Here is an 18,374-nt window from a genome sequence, read left to right on the forward strand (position 1 = left end):
CTCTCAACCAACCGCTTCGTCGCCTCCGCGTCGGGCCCCGGTCACCGGGCTGCGTCCGGCGGCGTGTCGCCCAGTGAACCGCCGGGACGGGGCCCACTGGCAGTCACCGATGGCATGAAGCCCCGGCTGTGCTCCCGCCCGGCATCCTGTACGTTCCTCTAAGGAGAGGAATGCGCAGCCCGGGTGTTCACCAGGTGCTACCTACGACCGTAATCCGGCCGTGATTCGCAAGCGACGGGCCCGTGATCCGGTCGCCCGCCCGGACGTGACGACAAGTACGGATGTTCGGGCACACTGTGACCCCCGACCGAACGCTCGGGCCTCCCCCGTTCGGCCCACCCCCTCAGCCCCATCCCACCCTCAGCCCCGTTAGGAGTCCGCGGATGCGTGTCCGTGACCTGCTCGCCCCCGGCGCCCCGCGACTGCGCCTGCTCGCGGCCGAGGAAGAGCTGGACCGGCAGGTCAGCGGCGTCATGACCACGGACCTGCACGACCCCGGCCGCTACCTGCACGGTGGCGAGCTGGTGCTCACCGGCATGCTGTGGCGCACCGCCCCGGCCGACTCCGAGCGGTTCGTGCGGACCATCGTGGCCGGCGGCGCGGTCGCCCTGGCGGCCGGCGAGGCCGAGGTCGGCCCGGTGCCCGAGGACCTGGTGGAGGCCTGCCGGCGGCACCGGATGCCGCTGCTGGCCGTCCCCGACGACATCGCCTTCGGCACCGTCACCGAGTTCATCGGCCGCCAGGTCTCCGCCGACCGCGCCGCCGACCTCGCCGCCCTCGTCGACCGGCACCGCCTGCTGGTCTCGGCGGCCGGCGGCGGCGGGCTGGACGCGGTGCTGGACCTGCTCGGCGGCGACCTCGACCTCGACTGCTGGGTGCTCACCCCCACCGGTGCGGTGATCGCCGGCCCCGCCGACCGCCTCCCGGCCGAGGACCGCGACCAGCTGGTCCGCGCCCACCTCGGCGCCCAGCGCCAGCGCCGCCGCCCCCCGCACCGGGCCCGCCTGGCCGGCGGCTCCTACTCGCTGCTGCCCGCCCCGGCCTCGGCCGACCACCAGGCGCCGCTCGCCGACTGGGTGCTCGCGGTGGCCGGCGACGTCACCGAGTGGACCACCAAGCGCCAGCAGCTCGCCGAGAACCTGGCCCGGCTGGTCGCCGCCGAGCGCCACCGCCGCGACGAGGGCCGCCGGCTGCGCCGCCGCCTCGCCGACGAGGTGCTGGCCCTGCTCCAGCGCGACGCCGACCCGGCCGAGATCAGCCGCACCCTGTACGCCTCCACGGCGATGGCCGCCCGCTACGAGAGCATCGAGCCCAAATCCCAGGCCCAGGACGGCTCCTGGCTGGTGCTCAGTGCCGAGGGCACCGGCCTGCCCGAGGGCGTGGTGCGCGCCGTCCTGGAGGAGGCGCTGGGCGGCACCACCGACCGCGCGCTGGTCGCCGGGGCCGGCGCCGGCGCCGTCGTGGTGCTGCCCGTCCTGGACGGCCCGGTGCCCGCCGAGACCCTGCGCGACCTGCTCGCCCCGCTGGAGGCGGGCCTCGGCTCGGAGGGCCGGATCACCCTCGGCGTCTCCGCCCCCGCCTCCGAGGCCGGCGGCCTGCGCGGCGCCCTGGAGGAGGCCCGGCACGCCCGCCGGATCGCCGCCGCCCGGGTCGGCCGGGTCTGCGTGGCGGGCCCCGAGGAGCTGGCCTCGCACGTGCTGCTGCTGGCGGCCGTCCCGGACGAGGTCCGCCGCGCCTTCCGCAGCCGGCTGCTGGACAAGGTGATCGCGTACGACATCGAGCACCAGGCGGACCTGGTCCGCACCCTGGAGGCGTTCCTGCGCTCGGACGGCTCCTGGACGCGCTGCGCCGCGCAGCTGCACGTCCACGTCAACACCCTGCGCTACCGGATCGGCCGGATCGAGGAGCTGACCGGCCGTGACCTCTCCCGGCTGGAGGACCGGGTGGACTTCTACCTGGCGCTCGAACTGGCCTGACGGGTCGGGACGGCTGGGCCCGGGGGCTGGTCCTGACGGCCGGGCCTGAGAGCCGTGCCTCATGCAGGAGGGCCCGCCGCGAGCACTCGCGGCGGGCCCTCCTGCATGATCGTTACTGCGTGGGACTACTGCGGCGGGATGACCGAGGTCATCCACTCGAAGACGCTCGGCACCATGGTCTTCCACAGCTCGGTGGCGTGCGGGCCGGTGCTCTCCTGGACCTGCACCTTGGTCGGCTCCTTGGCCGCCGCCGCGATCGCCTGGCCGTCCTCCAGGCCGTCGCCCTTCTTGCCGCTGATGTAGAGGCTGACCTTCGGCGGCTGCTGGGCGCTCTTGAGGATGTTGACCGGGTTGTTGGCCTCGCGCAGCTTCGGGTCCTTGCCGACCAGGGAGTCGCTCTCGGACGCCGGGTCGTTGTAGCCGGACATCGAGATCGCGGCCCGGTACCGGTTGGGGTGCGCCAGGGACAGCTTGGCCGCGCAGTGGGCGCCGGCCGAGTAGCCGGCGATGCCCCAGCGGTCCGGGGACGGGTCGGCGCGGAAGTTGTCCATGATCATCTGCGGGACGTCCCGGGTGAGCCAGGCGTCGGCGTTGATCTTGCCGGGGATGTCGGTGCAGCCGGCGTCCTGGTGGTTGCCGAGGAGCAGGGTGCGCGGCGAGACCAGGATGAACGGGGAGACCTTGCCCTGCTGCATCAGCGGCTTGAGCTGCTCGGAGACCTTGAGGGTGCCGTACCAGGTGGAGGAGGAGCCCGGGTAGCCCGGGATCAGCTCGACCACCGGGAACTTCTTGTCCTTGAACGCCGGGTCGTTGTACTGCGGCGGCAGCCAGACCAGGACCTCGCCGTCGACCCCGGACACCTGGCCCTTGAGCTCGGTCTTCTGGACGTCGCCGGGCACCGCCGGGTCGCCCACGCCGGCGAACTTCTGGAGCGCCTTCGGCGGCTGCTTGGCCGCGTCGCCAGCGCCCTGGCCGGCGCCGTCCTTGCCCGCGGCGCCGCCCTGGTCGGCCGGCGCCACCTGCGGCACGGCCCGGACGTGGTCGCCGGTGCCGAGCAGGTCGTCCCAGTTGCCGTAGATCAGGTTGGCGTTGTTGACCATCACGAAGACCATCAGCACGGCCGTGATCTGGCAGAACATGATCATGACGAGCCTGGACAGGATCCGCACCGGGTTCGGCCCGCGGACCTTGCCCCAGTACAGGAGCGCCACCGCGATGGACACCGGCACCAGGATGACGGTGAGGATGAAGAATGGCGTACCTGTCAGTTGCATCAAGTTCTCGTATCCGGGTTGCTGGCCGCCCGAGCCCCACTCGCCCGAACGCACTCCAATGGCATTGGACGGCGCTGAACCGATGATCGGTTGCCATCCGAATCTGTGCGGAACCTGAGAGGAACATCACGTTTCCTGTGATGTTCCTGTTTCGGGTCGGCGCTAAGTCTGCCACCCGGACGGCCGTCGTCCGGACGAGATGTCCAGCGAACTTCCAGGAAGGTCCCCCGGGGCACCTTACCTCCCGCGTCGCGGGCGCCGCCGGGCGAGGCGGTGTCATCCACGTGCCGCCCGGCCAGAGAGACTAGGGGGATGAGCACAACCCGCTTTCGCCCGTCCCGCCGCTTCTGGCCCGTCTGCGCCCTCCTGGCACTCGCGGTCACAGCGGCCGGTTGCAGCAGTACCGGAGGCCGCCGCGCCGAGGAGGCCCGCGCCAAGGCGTCGGCCGCCGGCGGCAGCGCCGTCACCACCCCGCGCTGGAAGGTCGCCATGGTGACCCACGCCGGGGCCGGCGACGCCTTCTGGGACAGCGTGCGCAAGGGTGCCGAGCAGGCCGCCGCCAAGGACAACATCACCTTCCTGTACTCCAACGACGCGCAGACCCAGAACCAGGTCCAGCTCGTCCAGGCCGCCATCGACCAGAAGGTCGACGGCCTGCTGGTCACCCTCGCCAAGGGCGACGCCATGGCCGACGTCCTCGGCAAGGCCAAGGCCGCCGGCATCCCCGTGATCACCGTCAACTCCGGCCAGGAGTACTCCGCCAAGTTCGGCGCGCTCACCCACATCGGCCAGGACGAGTCCACCGCCGGCCAGGCGGCCGGCACCGAGCTGGCCGGCCGCGGCCGCAAGAACGTGCTCTGCGTCATCCACGAGCAGGGCAACATCGGCCAGGAACAGCGCTGCTCCGGCGCCCAGTCCAAGGCCGGCGGCGCCTTCCAGGTGCTGTACGTGGACGGCGTCAACATGCCCGACGCCCGCGCCGCGATCTCCGCCAAGCTCCAGGCCGACCCGGCCATCGACACCGTGCTCACCCTCTCCGGCCCGATGGCCGCCACCGGCCTCCAGGCCGTCCAGGACGTCCACCGCGCCGTCGAGCTCGACACCTTCGACCTGGGACCGCAGGTGGTGGCCGGCCTCAAGTCCGGCTCCGTCGGCTTCGCCGTCGACCAGCAGCCCTACCTCCAGGGCTACGAGGGCGTCGACCTGCTCTGGCTGTACAAGTCCAACCTGGACATGCTCGGCGGCGGCAAGCCCGTCGCGACCGGCCCGCAGATCCTGACCAAGGACGACGCCGACGCGCTCGCCGAGTACGTCGCGAGGGGGACCAGGTGAGCACCACCGACGTCCTCGCCCAGGACCGCCCGGCCGCGCTGCGCCGCCTGCTCGCCCGCCCCGAGCTCGGCTCGCTGATCGCCGCCGTCGCGGTGTTCACCGTCTTCGCGGTGGCCGCCGAACCCTTCCTGCGGGTCTCCTCGCTGGGCACCGTGCTCTACGCGGCGTCCACCATCGGGATCATGGCCGTCCCGGTCTCGCTGCTGATGATCGGCGGCGAGTTCGACCTGTCGGCGGGCGTGCTGGTCACCACCGCCGCGCTGACCTCCTCGATGGTCTCCTACCAGTTCACCGCGGTGACCTGGGTCGGCGTGCTGGTCTCGCTCGCCGTCACCCTGGCCGTCGGCGCCTTCAACGGCTGGATGCTCGGCCGCACCCGGCTGCCCAGCTTCATCGTCACCCTCGGCACCTTCCTGATGCTGACCGGTGCCAACCTCGGCGTCACCAAGCTGGTCTCCGGCACCGTCTCCACCAAGCCGATCTCCGACATGGAGGGCTTCGCCGCCTGCCGCTGGCTGTTCGCCTCCGAGGTCACCGTCGGCGGACTGACGATCAAGGCCACCGTCTGGTGGTGGCTCGGCCTGCTCGCGGTCGGCAGCTGGGTGCTGCTGCGCACCCGCTTCGGCAACTGGATCTTCGCCGTCGGCGGCGACGCGGACGCCGCCCGCGCGGTCGGTGTGCCGGTCGCCCGCACCAAGACCCTGCTCTACCTCGGCGTCGGCTTCGGCGCCTGGGTGCTCGGCCAGCACCTGCTGTTCTCCTTCGACACCGTGCAGTCCGGCGAGGGCGTCGGCAACGAGCTGATCTACATCGTCGCGGCCGTCATCGGCGGCTGCCTGATCACCGGCGGCTACGGCTCGGTGGTCGGCTCCGCGCTCGGCGCGCTGATCTTCGGCATGGCCAGCAAGGGGATCATCTACGCCCAGTGGAACCCGGACTGGTTCAAGTTCTTCCTCGGCGCGATGCTGCTGCTCGCCGCCCTGCTGAACGCGTACGTCAAGCGCCAGGCCGAACGGGGGCCCCGATGAGGACCGAACTGCTCGCCCTGGAGGGCGTCGGCAAGAGCTACGGCACCGTCCGCGCCCTCCAGGACGTCTCGCTCACCCTGCACGCCGGCGAGATCAGCTGCGTGCTCGGCGACAACGGCGCCGGCAAGTCCACCCTGATCAAGATCATCTCCGGGCTGCACCGGCACGACGAGGGCACCTACACCGTCGGCGGCGAGGAGGTCCGGCTCGACTCCCCGCGCCAGGCCCTGGACCGCGGCATCGCCACCGTCTACCAGGATCTCGCCGTCGTCCCGCTGATGCCGGTCTGGCGCAACTTCTTCCTCGGCTCCGAGCAGGGCCACCGCCGCTGGGGCGGCCTGCGCCTGGACGCCGAGGCGATGCGCGCCACCACCCGCGAGGCGCTCGCCCGGATGGGCATCGACCTGCACGACGTGGACCGCCCGATCGGCACCCTCTCCGGCGGCCAGCGCCAGTGCGTCGCGATCGCCCGGGCCGTGCACTTCGGCGCCAAGGTGCTCATCCTGGACGAGCCGACCGCGGCGCTCGGCGTCAAGCAGTCCGGAGTGGTGCTCAAGTACGTCACCGCCGCCCGCGACGCCGGGCTCGGGGTCGTCCTGATCACCCACAACCCGCACCACGCGTACCTGGTCGGCGACCACTTCACCCTGCTCAAGCGGGGCCGGATGGCCGGCAGCCACCCGCGCACCGAGATCGGCCTCGAACAGCTCACCACCGAGATGGCCGGCGGCTCCGACCTCGCCGAACTCTCGCACGAGCTGGCCCGGCCCACCGAGCCCCAGGCCCGCACCGAACCCGAGCCCCGCACCGAACCCCGGCCCCGTACCGACCCCGAGCCCCGTCCTGACCCCGAGCCCCGTGAGGAGCGTCCGTAGCCGTGACCAGCCCCCAAGGCAGCACCCGGCCGGCCGTCCTGCCCACCCTGCTCGGCCTCGGCCCCCGCGCCGAGCGCCGCCGCCGCGCCCTGCCCGCCGGGATACTGCGACTGCCCACCATCGGCGTCGACATCGGCGGCACCAAGGTGGTCGCCGGAGTGGTCGACGGCGAGGGCACGGTGCTGGAGAAGCTGCGCACCGACACCCCCGACAAGAGCAAGAGCGCCAAGGTCGTCGAGAACGTCATCGTCGACCTGGTGCTGGAGCTCGCCGACCGGCACGACGTCCACGCCGTCGGCATCGGCGCGGCCGGCTGGGTCGACGCCGACCGCTCCACGGTGCTGTTCGCCCCGCACCTGAACTGGCGGGGCGAGCCGCTCCAGCAGGCGCTCAGCGAGCGGCTGCGCTTCCCGGTGATCGTCGAGAACGACGCCAACGCCGCCGCCTGGGCCGAATGGCGCTTCGGCGCCGGGCGCGGCGAGGACCACATGGTGATGCTCACCCTGGGCACCGGCATCGGCGGCGCCGTCGTCCGCGACGGCTACGTCGACCGCGGCAAGTACGGCCTGGCGGGCGAGTTCGGCCACATGCAGGTGCTGCCCGGCGGCCACCGCTGCCCGTGCGGCAACCGCGGCTGCTGGGAGCAGTACTCCTCCGGCAACGCGCTGGTGCGCGACGCCCGCGAACTCGTCGCCGAGGAGTCCCCGGTGGTGCAGCCGCTGCTCGCCCGGGCCGGCGGCACCGTCGAGGGCATCACCGGACCGCTGGTCACCGAGGCCGCCCGGGCCGGCGACCCGACCGCCACCGAACTGCTCTACGAGGTCGGCACCTGGCTCGGCGTCGGCATCGCCAACCTGGCCGCCGCGCTCGACCCGGGCCGCTTCGTCATCGGCGGCGGCGTCTCCGAGGCCGGCGACCTGCTGCTCGGCCCGGCCCGGGACACCTTCCGCCGCACCCTCACCGGGCGCGGCTTCCGGCCCGAGGCCAGCATCGTGCACGCCGCACTCGGCAACGAGGCCGGCCTGGTCGGCGCCGCCGACCTCGCCCGGCAGGTCGCCCGCCGGTTCCGCACCATCAAGCGGCGCCGGGTCGAGCGCAGCGGCGTCTGACCGTCCTCTCCCCGATCGCGTCGGCCGCGTCAACTACCGGTTGGTAGCGGTGCGGTGTGATTGTCGGGACCATACCTCCTGTGAGACAACGGAGTTGACGTCGACTCAGGAGGACTCGGATGAGGGCTCTGGCCCGGATCGCACCGCCGCTGCTGCTCGCCACCGCCCTGGTCTGGTCCTGCGCCGGGCCGGCCGGGGCGGCGGGGGCGGCCCCGCCGCCGAAGGCCCCCGAGGCGGTGGGCCGGGGCGGAGCTGTGGCCAGCGTCGACGCCGACGCCACCGCGGCCGGCATCGAGGTGCTGCGCAAGGGCGGCAACGCGGTCGACGCGGCGGTCGCGACCGCCGCCGCCCTCGGCGTCACCGAGCCCTACTCCTCCGGCATCGGCGGCGGCGGGTACTTCGTCTACTACGACCACGCCACCGGCCGGGTGCACACCATCGACGGCCGCGAGGTGGCCGGCCGCACCGCCGACAGCGGGCTGTTCCTGGAGGACGGCAAGCCGCTGGCCTTCGCCGACGCCGTCACCAGCGGCCTGTCCGTCGGCGTCCCCGGCACCGCCGCCACCTGGGACACCGCCCTGCGCCAGTGGGGCACCCGCACGCTCGCCGACGCCCTCAAGCCCGCCGAGCGGATCGCCGACAACGGCTTCGTCGTCGACCAGACCTTCCACGGCCAGACCGCCGACAACTACGACCGGTTCAAGGACTTCCCGGACACCGCCAAGCTCTACCTGCCCGGCGGCAAGCCCCCCGAGGTCGGCACCGTCCTGCGCAACCCCGACCTCGCCGCCACCTACCGGCTGCTCGCCGAGGACGGCGTCAAGGCCTTCTACCAGGGCGACCTCGGCAAGGACGTGGCCGACACCGTCCAGCACCCGCCGGTCGACCCGGCCTCCGGCCGCAAGGCCCGCCCCGGCAAGATCGACACCGCCGACCTCGCCGCCTACCAGGTCCGCCGCCAGGCGCCCACCCACGTCCCGTACCGGGACTACGACGTCTACTCCATCGCCCCCTCCAGCTCCGGCGGCACCACCGTCGGCGAGGCGCTCGGCATCCTGGAGGACGGCGACCTCGGCGCGTACAGCGACACGCAGTACTACCACCACTTCCTGGACGCCTCCCGGATCGCCTTCGCCGACCGCAACCGCTGGGTCGGCGACCCGGCCTTCGGCGACGTCCCCACCAAGGAACTGCTCTCCGCGCGCTACGCCGCCTCCCGGGCCTGCCTGATCAGCCCCGACCGCGCCCTCACCAGCCCGCTCGCCCCCGGTGACCCGCGCCACCCCGCCGACTGCGCCGAGGCCGGCCCCGCCGTCGCCGAGCCCTACGAGGGCCCCAACACCACCCACCTCAGCGTGGCCGACCGCTGGGGCAACGTCGTCTCCTACACCCTCACCATCGAGCAGACCGGCGGCAGCGGCATCACCGTCCCCGGCCGCGGCTTCCTGCTCAACAACGAGCTCACCGACTTCGACTTCACCCCGCTCACCCCGGGCGTCCCCGACCCCAACCTGCCCGGGCCGGGCAAGCGGCCGCGCTCCTCGGTCTCCCCGACCATCGTGCTGCGCGACGGCGAACCGCTGCTGGCCACCGGCAGCCCCGGCGGCGCGACCATCATCACCACCACCCTCCAGGTGCTGCTCGGGCGGCTCGACCGGGGCCTGAGCCTGGAACAGGCCATCGCCGCACCGCGCGCCAGCCAGCGCAACACCGTCGCCACCCAGGCCGAGCCCGGCTTCCTGGCGCTGCCCGAACGGGCCGCCCTGGAGGCGCTCGGGCACAGCTTCACGTCCGTCGCCGAGATCGGCGCCGCGACCGGCGTCGAACGGCTGCCGGACGGGCGGTGGGTGGCCGCGGCCGAACCGGTCCGGCGCGGGGGCGGCTCCGCGGCGGTGGTCCGGCCCACGGGCTGACCGGGCCGCAGGCCGGCCGGGCCGCGCTGTCGGTGCCGGGCGGTATGTTCGGGGTGGGCGTCCCCTCGGGGGGGGTGCCCACCCCTCGTCTTGACCGGACCACCCGTCCGTACCGAACCGCCCGTCCGTACCGAACCACCGGGAAGGCCGCCCGCCGTGACCGTCCGCATCGCCACCTGGAACATCAACTCCGTCGCCGCGCGGCTGCCCAAGCTCCTGGAGTGGCTGGAGAGCGCCAAGCCCGACGTGCTCTGCCTCCAGGAGCTCAAGTGCGCGGCCGACGCCTTCCCGTACGAGGAGGTGCGTGCCCTCGGGTACGAGACGGCGGCCCACGGCACCGGCCGGTGGAACGGCGTTGCGATCGTGTCCCGGCTCGGCCTGGACGACGTCGTGCGCGACCTGCCCGGCCAGCCCGGCTACCTCGCCGACGGCGCCCTGCTGCCCGATGTCGAGCCGCGCGCCGTCGCCGCCACCTGCGGCCCGGTCCGGGTCTGGTCGGTCTACGTGCCCAACGGCCGCGAGGTCGACCACGCCCACTACCGCTACAAGCTGGAGTGGCTGCAGGCGCTGCGCACGGCCGCCACCGAGGACGCCGCCGGGCCCCGCCCGTTCGCCGTCCTCGGGGACTTCAACATCGCTCCCGCCGACGAGGACGTCTACGACGTCGCCGCCTTCGAGGGCCTCACCCACGTCACCCCCGCCGAGCGGGCGGCGCTGGAGGCCCTCGGCGAGGTGGGCCTGCACGACGTGGTGCCGCGCCCGCTCAAGTACGACCGCCCCTACACCTACTGGGACTACCGCCAGCTGGCCTTCCCCAAGAACCGGGGTATGCGGATCGACCTCACCTACGCCAACAAGCCCTTCGTGGACGCCGTCACCGACAGCTATGTGGACCGCGAGGCCCGCAAGGGCAAGGGCACCTCGGATCACGCGCCGGTCGTGGTGGACCTCGACCTGTGAATCACCCTGGGTGAGGGGCGGTAACCCGAACGGTCCCGACCGGTGGCCGGGTCCGGGCGGGCTGCCTACTGTCGGGCATAACCGGGTGCAGTTGTTCGACCACGTGGACATCGGAGTCCCCCCGGCTGCGCCCGAGAATCCCGGAGGTTCCGGCATGCGCCCCATGCGTACGGCCGCCGCCGCCCTGATCGGCGCGACGGTGCTGACCGGCCTGACGGCCCCCCTCGCATCCGCCAGGGACGGCTCGGCCTCGGTCAGCCCGCCCCAGGCCGCACCGGGCCAGACCGTGAAGCTCACGGTCTCCTGTGAGAAGTCGGACAAGCCCGACGCCAAGACCATCACCGCCCACTCCGCCGCGTTCGAGGGCGGTCCGGCCACTCTCACCCTGGGCTCCGACGGCAAGCACAGCGGCTCGGCCCGGCTGGCCGGCCAGCACTCCGGGGACAGCAGGATCGACGGCACCTGCCCGGACGGCGGGGCGTTCTCCACCAAGGTCGCGGTCGCCGGCGTCCCGGTCGCCGGCTCCGACAAGGGCTCCGACAAGGGCTCCGACAAGGGCCCTGAGAAGGGCCCCGAGAAGGGCCCTGAGAAGGGTCCCGAGAAAGGCCTCGGCGACTGGGGCAAGGCGGCCGGCGAGTGGGCGGGTTCGCTCGGCCAGTCCGGCGCCGGCGGCCAGCAGGTCGCCCCGCACGGTGCCGTCAACACCGGCCTCGGCGGTTCGGTCGCGGCCGATCCGGCGGAGCTGGCCGGGGGCCTGGCCCTGGTGGCGGGCGGCGTCGGAGGCTTCTGGCTGCTGCGGCGGCGCGGTGCCTGATGGGCACCGCGCCTTTTTGTCTTTCCCGCGCGCCGTCGGACCCTGACCGGGCCGGCGGCGCACAGGCGTGTCAGCCGGCCTGCGGCGCGGGCTTGCGCTGCTGCTGAGGCCCGTGCCCGTGCTTGTGCTCGTGCCCGTGCCCGTGCTTGTGCTCGTGCCCGAGTTCGTGCTCGTGCCCGAGTTCGTGCTCGTGCTCGTGCTCGTGCCGGAGGGTGCCGCTGGCCAGCAGGTACTGGGCCAGGACGTACGTCGCCATGATCCAGAACTGATGTCCCGGCAGCTCCCGCCACTTCGCCAGCTGGGTGGCGATCAGCGTGTCGGACAGCAGGAACAGCGCCCCGCCCAGCCCGGTCCGCCAGCCCAGCCCGGCCGAGGTGACGGCCGTGGAGGCGAGCAGCAGGCTGTAGCCGGCCACCGGGATCCGCAGGTCCCCGAGGTCCGGCCAGAGCTGCCCGACCATGGCCACCCAGGCGGTTGCGTACGCGGCCGCCACCACCAGGGCCCGCCGACGGTCGGTCAGCGCCCCGCGCCGGACGAACATCGTCACGTAGCAGATGTGCGCCGCCGCGAACGAGCCCATCCCGGCCAGGAACGCGGTGTCGTTCTTCAGCTGGAGCAGCACGTCCCCGCCCGCGCTCAGCAGCAGCGCCGGGGCCAGCGGCTTCGGTGCCCGCCGCCCGGCGCCGGCGGCCGCGGCGACGCTGTGCGCGGCCAGCAGCGGCATCAGGGCCGGCTTGGTGGCGTTCTGCAGCACGGACGCGCCGGAGGCGATCGCGCCCAGGTGGGTCGCCGAGGCGGCCGCGAAGCCGCCGAGCAGGCCGGCGGCCGAGCGCAGGCGGCCGCCGAGGACGGCACGGGTGGTCGTACGGATGCTCATGCGGCTGCTGACCTCCGGGGTCGGGCGGTGGGGGAGTGGGACGAACCCTAGGCGACCCGTCGGTGCGGCGGAAGAGCGGGTTACCGGTGCGTAACCCGGGCGGTGCGAGGCGGGTGACGGCGCGGCGCCGGGTGCGGGCCGGTGGGTGGCGTAGCGGAGGGCCGGGGGTCACTTCGGCGCGCGGCCGGTTGCTGCCACCGGGTGACCCGGCCACCGTCTAGTCTGGTCCCCGACATGGAGCAGCAGGAGTACGCGGTCGGCGCCACCCGGGTGGCCACCGGCAGGCCGGACGGGCGCACGGGCGGGACGGGGCGGAGGGCCACCGACGCCCTCCTCGCCGTACGCGAACCCGCAGCTGGGGCGGCGCCCGAAGCCGTGTCCGGCCCCCGTGCTGACGCCGCGCCGACCAGGCCCGCCCCCGAGCCGGGCGCCGCTTCCGCGCTCTCGTCCGACCCGGGTCTGCTCCGGCTCGCCCACTGGTTCGCCGCCGCCACCCCCGGCACCGCCGACGACCTGTGCGCCGCCTCCTTCGGCCTCTACCCGGCCCGCCATCTCGGCGCCCCCGCCGAAGCGGCGCCCGACGCCGACGTCAGCTGGTGGCACGGCCCCACCGCGCACGCCACCGCCACCCCACGCTCCCGGGAGCCCCGCCCCGTCGGCGGTCTGCGCCGTGCCCGGCGGGACGCCTCCGCGCTGCCCGTCGTCCGGTCAGGCGCCAAGCCGGGCAGGCCCGGCAGGCACCGCAAGCCCGAGCGCACCCGCCCGGTGCCGGGCGCGCAGGATCGCTCCGGCCAGGACCTTCCGATACCGGCCCCCGCCCCGGCCCTTCCCACCGCGGACGTCTCGGCCCCGGCCCTGCCCGCCGTCGACCTGCCCGCCGTCGACCTGCCCGCCGCCGAGCGCCGGATCGCCGCCCGGCTGCTGCTCGCCCACCCGCTGGTCACCGCCTCCGGCCCGCACGCCGACGGCTTCCCGCTGATCCGCCGTCACCGCGACTGGCTCGTCGAACGCTTCGACGCCCTGCTCGGCTACCGGCTCGTCGTCGGCCCCTGGCACGCCCGGCTCTGCAAGGCCGGCCTCGGCCCCGGCGCCGCCCGCCGCCTCGAACACCCCGCGACCGGCGCCCCGTTCACCCCCGCCGGTTACGCCCAACTCGCCCTCGCCCTCGCCCTGTTGGTCGACGCCCCCGAGCAACTGCCGTACGGGCGGCTGCTCGACGCCATGCGCGCCGCGGCGCCGGGCCTCGCCGCCGGCCCGGCCGACCGCGCGATGGCCCTCGCCGCGCTCGCCGACTGGCAGGTCCTCGGCGACCTGCCGGCCGACGGGGCCGACCCGGCAGACCCGGCCGCCCGGGCCGCCGTACTGACCGTCGACCGCGAGCTCGCCCGTGCCGTCCCGGCCGGCCCGCCCGCCCTCGCCGACGACGCCGCCGACCTGATCCGCCGCGCCGCGGACGCCGAACCCGCCACCGCCGTGCGCCGCCTGCTCGCCGAGACCCCCGCCGTCCTCGACGCCGACCTCCCCGAGGACCGGCGCGCCTGGCTGCACGAGCACCGGCTGAGCGGCCCGGCCGCGCTCGCCGACTTCCTCGGCCTGGAGACCGAGCTGCGGACCGAGGGCGTCGCCCTGCTCGACCCGGCCGACGAGCTCACCGACCTCGTCTTCCCCGGCGCCGGCCCCCTGCCGCAGGCCGCCCTGCTGCTGCTCGAACGCCTGGTCGAGGAAGTCCGCCCGCTGCCCGGCGAGACCACCACCGGCGGCGACGTCCCGATCCCCGACGCGCTGATAGACGGCGTCCTCGGCGACATCGCCGACGAGTACGGCCTTCCGGCCCGCTGGCGCCGCGACTACCTCGCCGACCGCACCGCGCTGCGCCGCGACGCCCTCGACCTGCTCCACAACCTCGGCCTGATCACCCCCACCCCCCGCGGCAGCCGCCCCCCGGGCTGGCTCCTGCGCCCGCCCGCCGCCCGCTACGCCCCCGCCCCGGACCTCCACCCCGTCCCCGGCACCGGCCGCCACTCCCGCCCCGCGCCGGCCGGGGCCCGGGAGCAGCGGCGCGCCTGAGGCCGGTCCGCCGCCCCGCTCCGCCGCCCCGCTCCGCCGCCCTGGCCCGCCGCCCTGGCCCGCCGTCGCCGGAAAGGCGGAAGCACCGCGTCCGGGGGCGGACGGCGGTGCTGAGGGGGTGGCTCGGACGGTCTGTCGGTCTCTTTCTCGCCGGTCGCTTTCTCGCGGGTCACTTTCTCGCGGTGGCCGTGGTGGCGGCGATGGTGTCGTGCTGGACGGTCTCGACGGTGGCGCCGACGCCGAAGGTGCCGAGGGCGATGGAGGCGAGGACGGCGGTGGCGGCGAGGAGTCGGCGGTGGCGCCGGGGGAGCGGGAAGCGCGGTTCCTGGTAGGGCGCCTGAGGGCTGGCGTTCATGACAGGGAGGGTCCCAGGGTGGTGTGAACGGTCGGTACGCGCGGGTGAAGTCCGGGCGGGGGTTGGGCGTCGGTTGGCCGCGTACGGCCCACCTGCGCGGGTGGGGCGTACGCGCTGGTCAGCGGCGTGGTGTGCGTTCGGCGAGGGCCTCGCCGACGGCGACCCGGACGGCGTCGCGCAGGCCGTGCACGGGGTGCAGGCGGGACGGGCCGGCCGCCGGGTCCTCGCGGAGCTCCTTCACCAGGGACACGCAGAGCAGCAGCATCACGACCACGAAGGGCAGCGCGACCAGGATCGTCGCGTTCTGCAGCGCGGTGAGCCCGCCGGCCAGCAGCAGGGCGGCGGCGACCCCGCCCATCAGCACGCCCCAGACGACCACGAGCCAGGTGCGCGGGTGCAGCGAGCCGCGGCTGGAGAGCGAGCCGAGGACGAGGGAGGCGGAGTCGGCGCTGGTGATGAAGAAGGTCATCACCAGCAGCACGGCGACGACGCTGGTGGCGGAGCCGAGCGGCAGCGCGCGCAGCATCTCGAACAGCGAGGCCTCCGCGCCCTTCGGGATGGTCGCGACCAGGTCGGCCGCGCCGGTGGAGACCAGCCGGATCGCGGTGCCGCCCATCACGCAGAACCAGATCACGGTGGCCCCGCTGGGGACCAGCAGGACGCCGATCAGGAACTGCCGGATGGTGCGGCCGCGGGAGATGCGGGCGATGAAGGTGCCGACGAAGGGGGCCCAGGAGAGCCACCAGGCCCAGTAGAAGATCGTCCAGGAGCCGAGCCAGCTCTCGTCGGTGAAGGCCCCGGTCTGGGTGGACATGCCGAGCAGGTCGGAGAGGTAGCCGCCGACGGTGGAGGGGATCGCGTCCAGCGTGAACACCGTCGGGCCGAACACGAAGACGAAGAGCATGATCAGCGAGGCCAGGACGACGTTCGCGGTGGAGAGCCACTTGACGCCCTTGTGGACGCCGGAGAAGGCGGAGAGCACGAAGGCGGCGGTCAGCGAGCCGATGATGATCAGCTGGGCGTTCTGGGTGTTGCGCACGGAGGTGATGTAGCCGAGGCCGTCGGCGACCTGGAGCGCGCCGAGGCCCAGGCTGGTGGCGGAGCCGAAGACGGTGGCGAAGACGGCCAGCAGGTCGATCGCGCGCCCGGGCCAGCCGTCGGCGCCGCGCTGGCCGATGAGCGGGACGAAGGCGGCGGAGATGCGGTTGCCGCGGCCCTTGCGGAAGGTGGTGTAGGCGAGGGCGAGGCCGCCGACGGCGTAGATCGCCCACGGGTGCAGGGTCCAGTGGAACAGCGAGAACTCCAGGGCCTGCTGGGCCGCGGCCGCGCTCTGCGGTTCCAGGCCGGAGCCGGGTTGCGGGGTGGCGAACAGTTGGAGCGGCTCGCCGACGCCGTAGAACATCAGGCCGATGCCCATGCCGGCGCTGAACATCATGGCGACCCAGGCGAGGGTGGAGAACTCGGGTTCGTCGTCGTCGCGGCCGAGCCGGATGCGACCGAAGCGGCTGAAGGCGAGCAGCACGGTGAGGACGAGGAAGACGTCGGCGGCCACCACGAACAGCCAGCCGAAGTTGTGCAGGACCCAGCCGAGCGCGCTGCTGGAGGTCCGGCCGAGCGAGTCCTCGGCGAACACGCCCCAGGCGACCACGGCCAGCACCAGGGCGGCGCTGATCCCGAACACCGCCCGGTCGGCGGGCAGGGTCGCGGCGGGTTCGTCGGGCTCCTCCGCGCGTTGGTCGGGCTGCGGTGGCTGGCTGCTCATCGGGTGGACTCTCCTACCTCGGGGGCGGACGTGGGCTTCGGCGACATCGGCGGATTAAAGCTGCATGTCGCACTATGTCCAGTTCGTGCCGCGAGGGGCGGGAGGGCGCGCCGGGGAGGCGGCGGGTGGGGACTTACGTCCCGTCAGGCCGGGTGCTCATGGGCCGGGGCGTGCGCGGCGAGCCGGAACCACGGGCGGAAGCCGTCCGGCGCCGGGGAGTTGGGCCGGCTGCCGCGTCGGACGGGTTCAGGGCCGGTGGGTGCCGGACGGGACCTCGTACGGCGCCGGGTACGGCGTCTCGTACGGGTTCAGCACCAGCCGCACCACGTCCTCCAGTCGCCGCCGGGCGTCGCCGAGGGTGGTGCGGCCGGTCACCCAGGCGGTCAGCTCGCCCTGCCAGGCGTGGGCGACGATGTGCCGCACCAGGTCGCTGGCGGCGGCCGGCACCTCGGTCGTCACCGCCTGGAGGGCGGTGCTGTCGGCCCGGGCCATGCCCTGCAGGGTCTCGCTGGCGAACGGATCGGTGGAGGCGGCGACGGACACGCGCAGCCGGGCCAGCTCGGGCTGGCGCTGGTAGGCCCGCATCCCGCCGCGGACGAAGCGGACCGCCCGGTCGGTGGCCCCCAGCCCGGCGCGCGGACCGCGCAGTTCCGCCACCAGGTCGGCCAGCAGCAGGCGGTGCCACTCGGCGATCGCCGCCGCCAGGAGATGGTCCTTGGAGGAGAAGTAGCGGTACGCCGTCCCCAGGGCGACTCCGGACCGCTCGCAGACCTGTTTCATCTGCAGCCGTTCGACGCCGATCTCGTTCACCAGGGCGAGCGCGGCCGCGATCAGGCTTCCGCGGCGTTCGAGCTGACGCGGAGACATCGCCTCCACCGGCCGTGGTGACAGGTCAACCTTGGTCACCCGCACCATGATACGGGCCGGGGCCGCTCAGGAGTATGACGCCGACCGGCCCCCTTGCGTTCGCCGTGCGGTCACCGTCGCCGGGCCCGTCCCGCGCCGTCCCGTTCTGTCCCGGGTCGGCGCAGTCGGCGGATCAGCGCAGCCGGCGGATCAGCGACTCCTGCACGGCGGAGGCGACCAGCCGCCCGTCCCGGTCGTAGAACTCGCCGAGCGACAGCCCCCGGCCGTCCGAGGAGGACGGGCTGCGCTGGGCGAACAGCAGCCACTCGTCGGCCCGGAACGGGCGGTGGAACCACATCGCGTGGTCGAGCGAGGCGATCAGCAGCCGGGGCGGCTCGGTGCGCTGGAAGAAGTTCGGCTGCTCGTGCAGGCCGGCGGTGGAGGCCAGCGTGAGGTCGGACAGGTAGGTGAGCGCGCAGACGTGCAGGAGCGGGTCGCCCTCGGGCAGCGGGGAGGCGATGCGCAGCCAGACGAACTGCTGCGGCATCCCCGGCACGGACGCCGGCACGCCCGGCGCGTCCGGCGGGACGAAGCGCAGTTCGAGGTCGCGGAAGCCGCCGGTGCCGGTGATCGCCGCGCGCAGGGCCGGATCCCAGAGCGAGAAGGCGTCCGGCAGGGTCTCCGGCTCGGGCAGCGGCGGCATCGTGCGGTGGCGGTCGGTGGCGGTCTCGGGGCGCTTGAAGGAGGCGGAGAGGGTGAAGATCGCGTTCTGGTTCTGCACCGCCGTCACCCGGCGGGTGGTGTAGGAGACGCCCTCGCGGACCCGTTCGACCTCGTAGCGGATCGGCTGGGACGGGTCGCCGGGCAGCAGGAAGTAGCCGTGCAGCGAGTGCACCGCGCGCGGGCCCTCGCAGGTGCGGCCGGCGGCGGTGAGGGCCTGCGCGGCGACCTGCCCGCCGAAGGCGCGCATCGGCGCCCCGGCGTGGCAGTGGCCCCGGAACGTGTTCTCGTCCAGTCGTTCCAGCTCCAGCAGTCCGGCGAACGAGCCGGCCGGGCGGTCGGCCCGGATTTCCTGTTCTGTCAGGTCGGTCACGGGCCCATAGTGGCAGAATCCCGCCGCGCCGCGGTGTGACCTGGGTAACGCCCCCGGGCTCCGGCGTCCGGTAGAACCTGTTCCAGTGCGGTC

The 18,374-nt window shown here is 74.1% G+C and carries 15 protein-coding genes; 9 read left to right on the forward strand and 6 right to left on the reverse strand.

Annotation, left to right across the window (positions count from 1 at the left end):
• Positions 1-383 precede the first annotated feature (383 nt).
• A complete protein-coding gene (locus AB0R04_RS01790; protein ID WP_363367170.1) occupies positions 384-1,976 on the forward strand; it encodes a helix-turn-helix domain-containing protein in 1,593 nt (530 codons plus the stop codon).
• A 125-nt stretch (positions 1,977-2,101) separates the two neighbouring features.
• Here the strand turns inward: AB0R04_RS01790 and AB0R04_RS01795 are convergent, their stop codons facing one another.
• Positions 2,102-3,250 carry an alpha/beta hydrolase-fold protein gene (locus AB0R04_RS01795; RefSeq protein ID WP_363367172.1) on the reverse strand — a complete coding sequence of 383 codons (1,149 nt, stop codon included), beginning with the start codon at positions 3,248-3,250 and terminating at the stop codon, positions 2,102-2,104.
• 312 nt (positions 3,251-3,562) lie between these two features.
• On the opposite strand from AB0R04_RS01795, the gene AB0R04_RS01800 reads away from it, so the two are divergent.
• The 7 genes from AB0R04_RS01800 to AB0R04_RS01830 all read left to right on the forward strand — a co-directional run bounded on the left by AB0R04_RS01800 (position 3,563) and on the right by AB0R04_RS01830 (position 11,281).
• Positions 3,563-4,582, forward strand: a complete 1,020-nt coding sequence (locus AB0R04_RS01800) for a sugar ABC transporter substrate-binding protein (RefSeq protein ID WP_063350024.1) — start codon at positions 3,563-3,565, stop codon at positions 4,580-4,582.
• Positions 4,579-5,610 carry an ABC transporter permease gene (locus tag AB0R04_RS01805; RefSeq protein ID WP_063350025.1) on the forward strand — a complete coding sequence of 344 codons (1,032 nt, stop codon included), beginning with the start codon at positions 4,579-4,581 and terminating at the stop codon, positions 5,608-5,610. The genes AB0R04_RS01800 and AB0R04_RS01805 overlap by 4 nt, the downstream gene beginning before the upstream one ends.
• The gene (locus AB0R04_RS01810) at positions 5,607-6,485 is read left to right on the forward strand and encodes an ATP-binding cassette domain-containing protein (RefSeq protein ID WP_363367174.1); all 879 of its coding nucleotides are present in this window, start codon (positions 5,607-5,609) and stop codon (positions 6,483-6,485) included. The genes AB0R04_RS01805 and AB0R04_RS01810 overlap by 4 nt, the downstream gene beginning before the upstream one ends.
• A gap of 47 nt (positions 6,486-6,532) precedes the next feature.
• Entirely contained in the window at positions 6,533-7,594 is a 1,062-nt protein-coding gene (locus AB0R04_RS01815; RefSeq protein ID WP_244293708.1) for an ROK family glucokinase, read from the forward strand.
• Positions 7,595-7,713: 119 nt separating this feature from the next.
• On the forward strand, positions 7,714-9,507 hold the full coding sequence (ggt, locus tag AB0R04_RS01820; protein ID WP_363367176.1) for a gamma-glutamyltransferase: 1,794 nt from the start codon (positions 7,714-7,716) through the stop codon (positions 9,505-9,507).
• A gap of 156 nt (positions 9,508-9,663) precedes the next feature.
• Positions 9,664-10,467: an exodeoxyribonuclease III gene (locus AB0R04_RS01825; protein WP_363367178.1), complete on the forward strand. Its 804-nt coding sequence runs from the start codon at positions 9,664-9,666 to the stop codon at positions 10,465-10,467.
• A 154-nt stretch (positions 10,468-10,621) separates the two neighbouring features.
• On the forward strand, positions 10,622-11,281 hold the full coding sequence (locus tag AB0R04_RS01830; RefSeq protein WP_363367180.1) for a hypothetical protein: 660 nt from the start codon (positions 10,622-10,624) through the stop codon (positions 11,279-11,281).
• A 70-nt stretch (positions 11,282-11,351) separates the two neighbouring features.
• Here AB0R04_RS01830 and AB0R04_RS01835 read toward each other — a convergent pair whose 3' ends face one another.
• Positions 11,352-12,158: a lysoplasmalogenase gene (locus AB0R04_RS01835; protein ID WP_363367182.1), complete on the reverse strand. Its 807-nt coding sequence runs from the start codon at positions 12,156-12,158 to the stop codon at positions 11,352-11,354.
• A gap of 234 nt (positions 12,159-12,392) precedes the next feature.
• On the opposite strand from AB0R04_RS01835, the gene AB0R04_RS01840 reads away from it, so the two are divergent.
• Positions 12,393-14,225 (forward strand): DUF2398 family protein, encoded by a 1,833-nt coding sequence (locus AB0R04_RS01840; RefSeq protein ID WP_363367184.1) that lies wholly within the window; start codon positions 12,393-12,395, stop codon positions 14,223-14,225.
• Between the two features lie 169 nt (positions 14,226-14,394).
• Here AB0R04_RS01840 and AB0R04_RS01845 read toward each other — a convergent pair whose 3' ends face one another.
• The 4 genes from AB0R04_RS01845 to AB0R04_RS01860 form a co-directional block, all read right to left on the reverse strand.
• Positions 14,395-14,580 carry a hypothetical protein gene (locus AB0R04_RS01845; protein ID WP_063350032.1) on the reverse strand — a complete coding sequence of 62 codons (186 nt, stop codon included), beginning with the start codon at positions 14,578-14,580 and terminating at the stop codon, positions 14,395-14,397.
• A 118-nt stretch (positions 14,581-14,698) separates the two neighbouring features.
• Positions 14,699-16,342, reverse strand: a complete 1,644-nt coding sequence (locus AB0R04_RS01850; RefSeq protein WP_363367186.1) for a BCCT family transporter — start codon at positions 16,340-16,342, stop codon at positions 14,699-14,701.
• A 246-nt stretch (positions 16,343-16,588) separates the two neighbouring features.
• A complete protein-coding gene (locus tag AB0R04_RS01855) occupies positions 16,589-17,248 on the reverse strand; it encodes a TetR/AcrR family transcriptional regulator (RefSeq protein ID WP_363367188.1) in 660 nt (219 codons plus the stop codon).
• Between the two features lie 133 nt (positions 17,249-17,381).
• Entirely contained in the window at positions 17,382-18,281 is a 900-nt protein-coding gene (locus tag AB0R04_RS01860; protein WP_363367190.1) for an acyl-CoA thioesterase domain-containing protein, read from the reverse strand.
• Positions 18,282-18,374: the final 93 nt, after the last annotated feature.

Source organism: Kitasatospora sp. NPDC056731, assembly GCF_040687675.1.
Taxonomy (GTDB): domain Bacteria; phylum Actinomycetota; class Actinomycetes; order Streptomycetales; family Streptomycetaceae; genus Kitasatospora.

Excerpts from the sequence above, each read along its gene's own strand:
- AB0R04_RS01835 (WP_363367182.1), bottom strand. The coding sequence starts at position 12,158 with ATGAGCATCCGTACGACCACCCGTGCCGTCCTCGGCGGCCGCCTGCGC.
- AB0R04_RS01810 (WP_363367174.1), top strand. The coding sequence starts at position 5,607 with ATGAGGACCGAACTGCTCGCCCTGGAGGGCGTCGGCAAGAGCTACGGC.
- AB0R04_RS01840 (WP_363367184.1), top strand. The coding sequence starts at position 12,393 with ATGGAGCAGCAGGAGTACGCGGTCGGCGCCACCCGGGTGGCCACCGGC.
- AB0R04_RS01845 (WP_063350032.1), bottom strand. The coding sequence starts at position 14,580 with ATGAACGCCAGCCCTCAGGCGCCCTACCAGGAACCGCGCTTCCCGCTC.
- AB0R04_RS01790 (WP_363367170.1), top strand. The coding sequence starts at position 384 with ATGCGTGTCCGTGACCTGCTCGCCCCCGGCGCCCCGCGACTGCGCCTG.
- ggt (WP_363367176.1), top strand. The coding sequence starts at position 7,714 with ATGAGGGCTCTGGCCCGGATCGCACCGCCGCTGCTGCTCGCCACCGCC.
- AB0R04_RS01800 (WP_063350024.1), top strand. The coding sequence starts at position 3,563 with ATGAGCACAACCCGCTTTCGCCCGTCCCGCCGCTTCTGGCCCGTCTGC.
- AB0R04_RS01830 (WP_363367180.1), top strand. The coding sequence starts at position 10,622 with ATGCGCCCCATGCGTACGGCCGCCGCCGCCCTGATCGGCGCGACGGTG.
- AB0R04_RS01795 (WP_363367172.1), bottom strand. The coding sequence starts at position 3,250 with ATGCAACTGACAGGTACGCCATTCTTCATCCTCACCGTCATCCTGGTG.
- AB0R04_RS01850 (WP_363367186.1), bottom strand. The coding sequence starts at position 16,342 with ATGAGCAGCCAGCCACCGCAGCCCGACCAACGCGCGGAGGAGCCCGAC.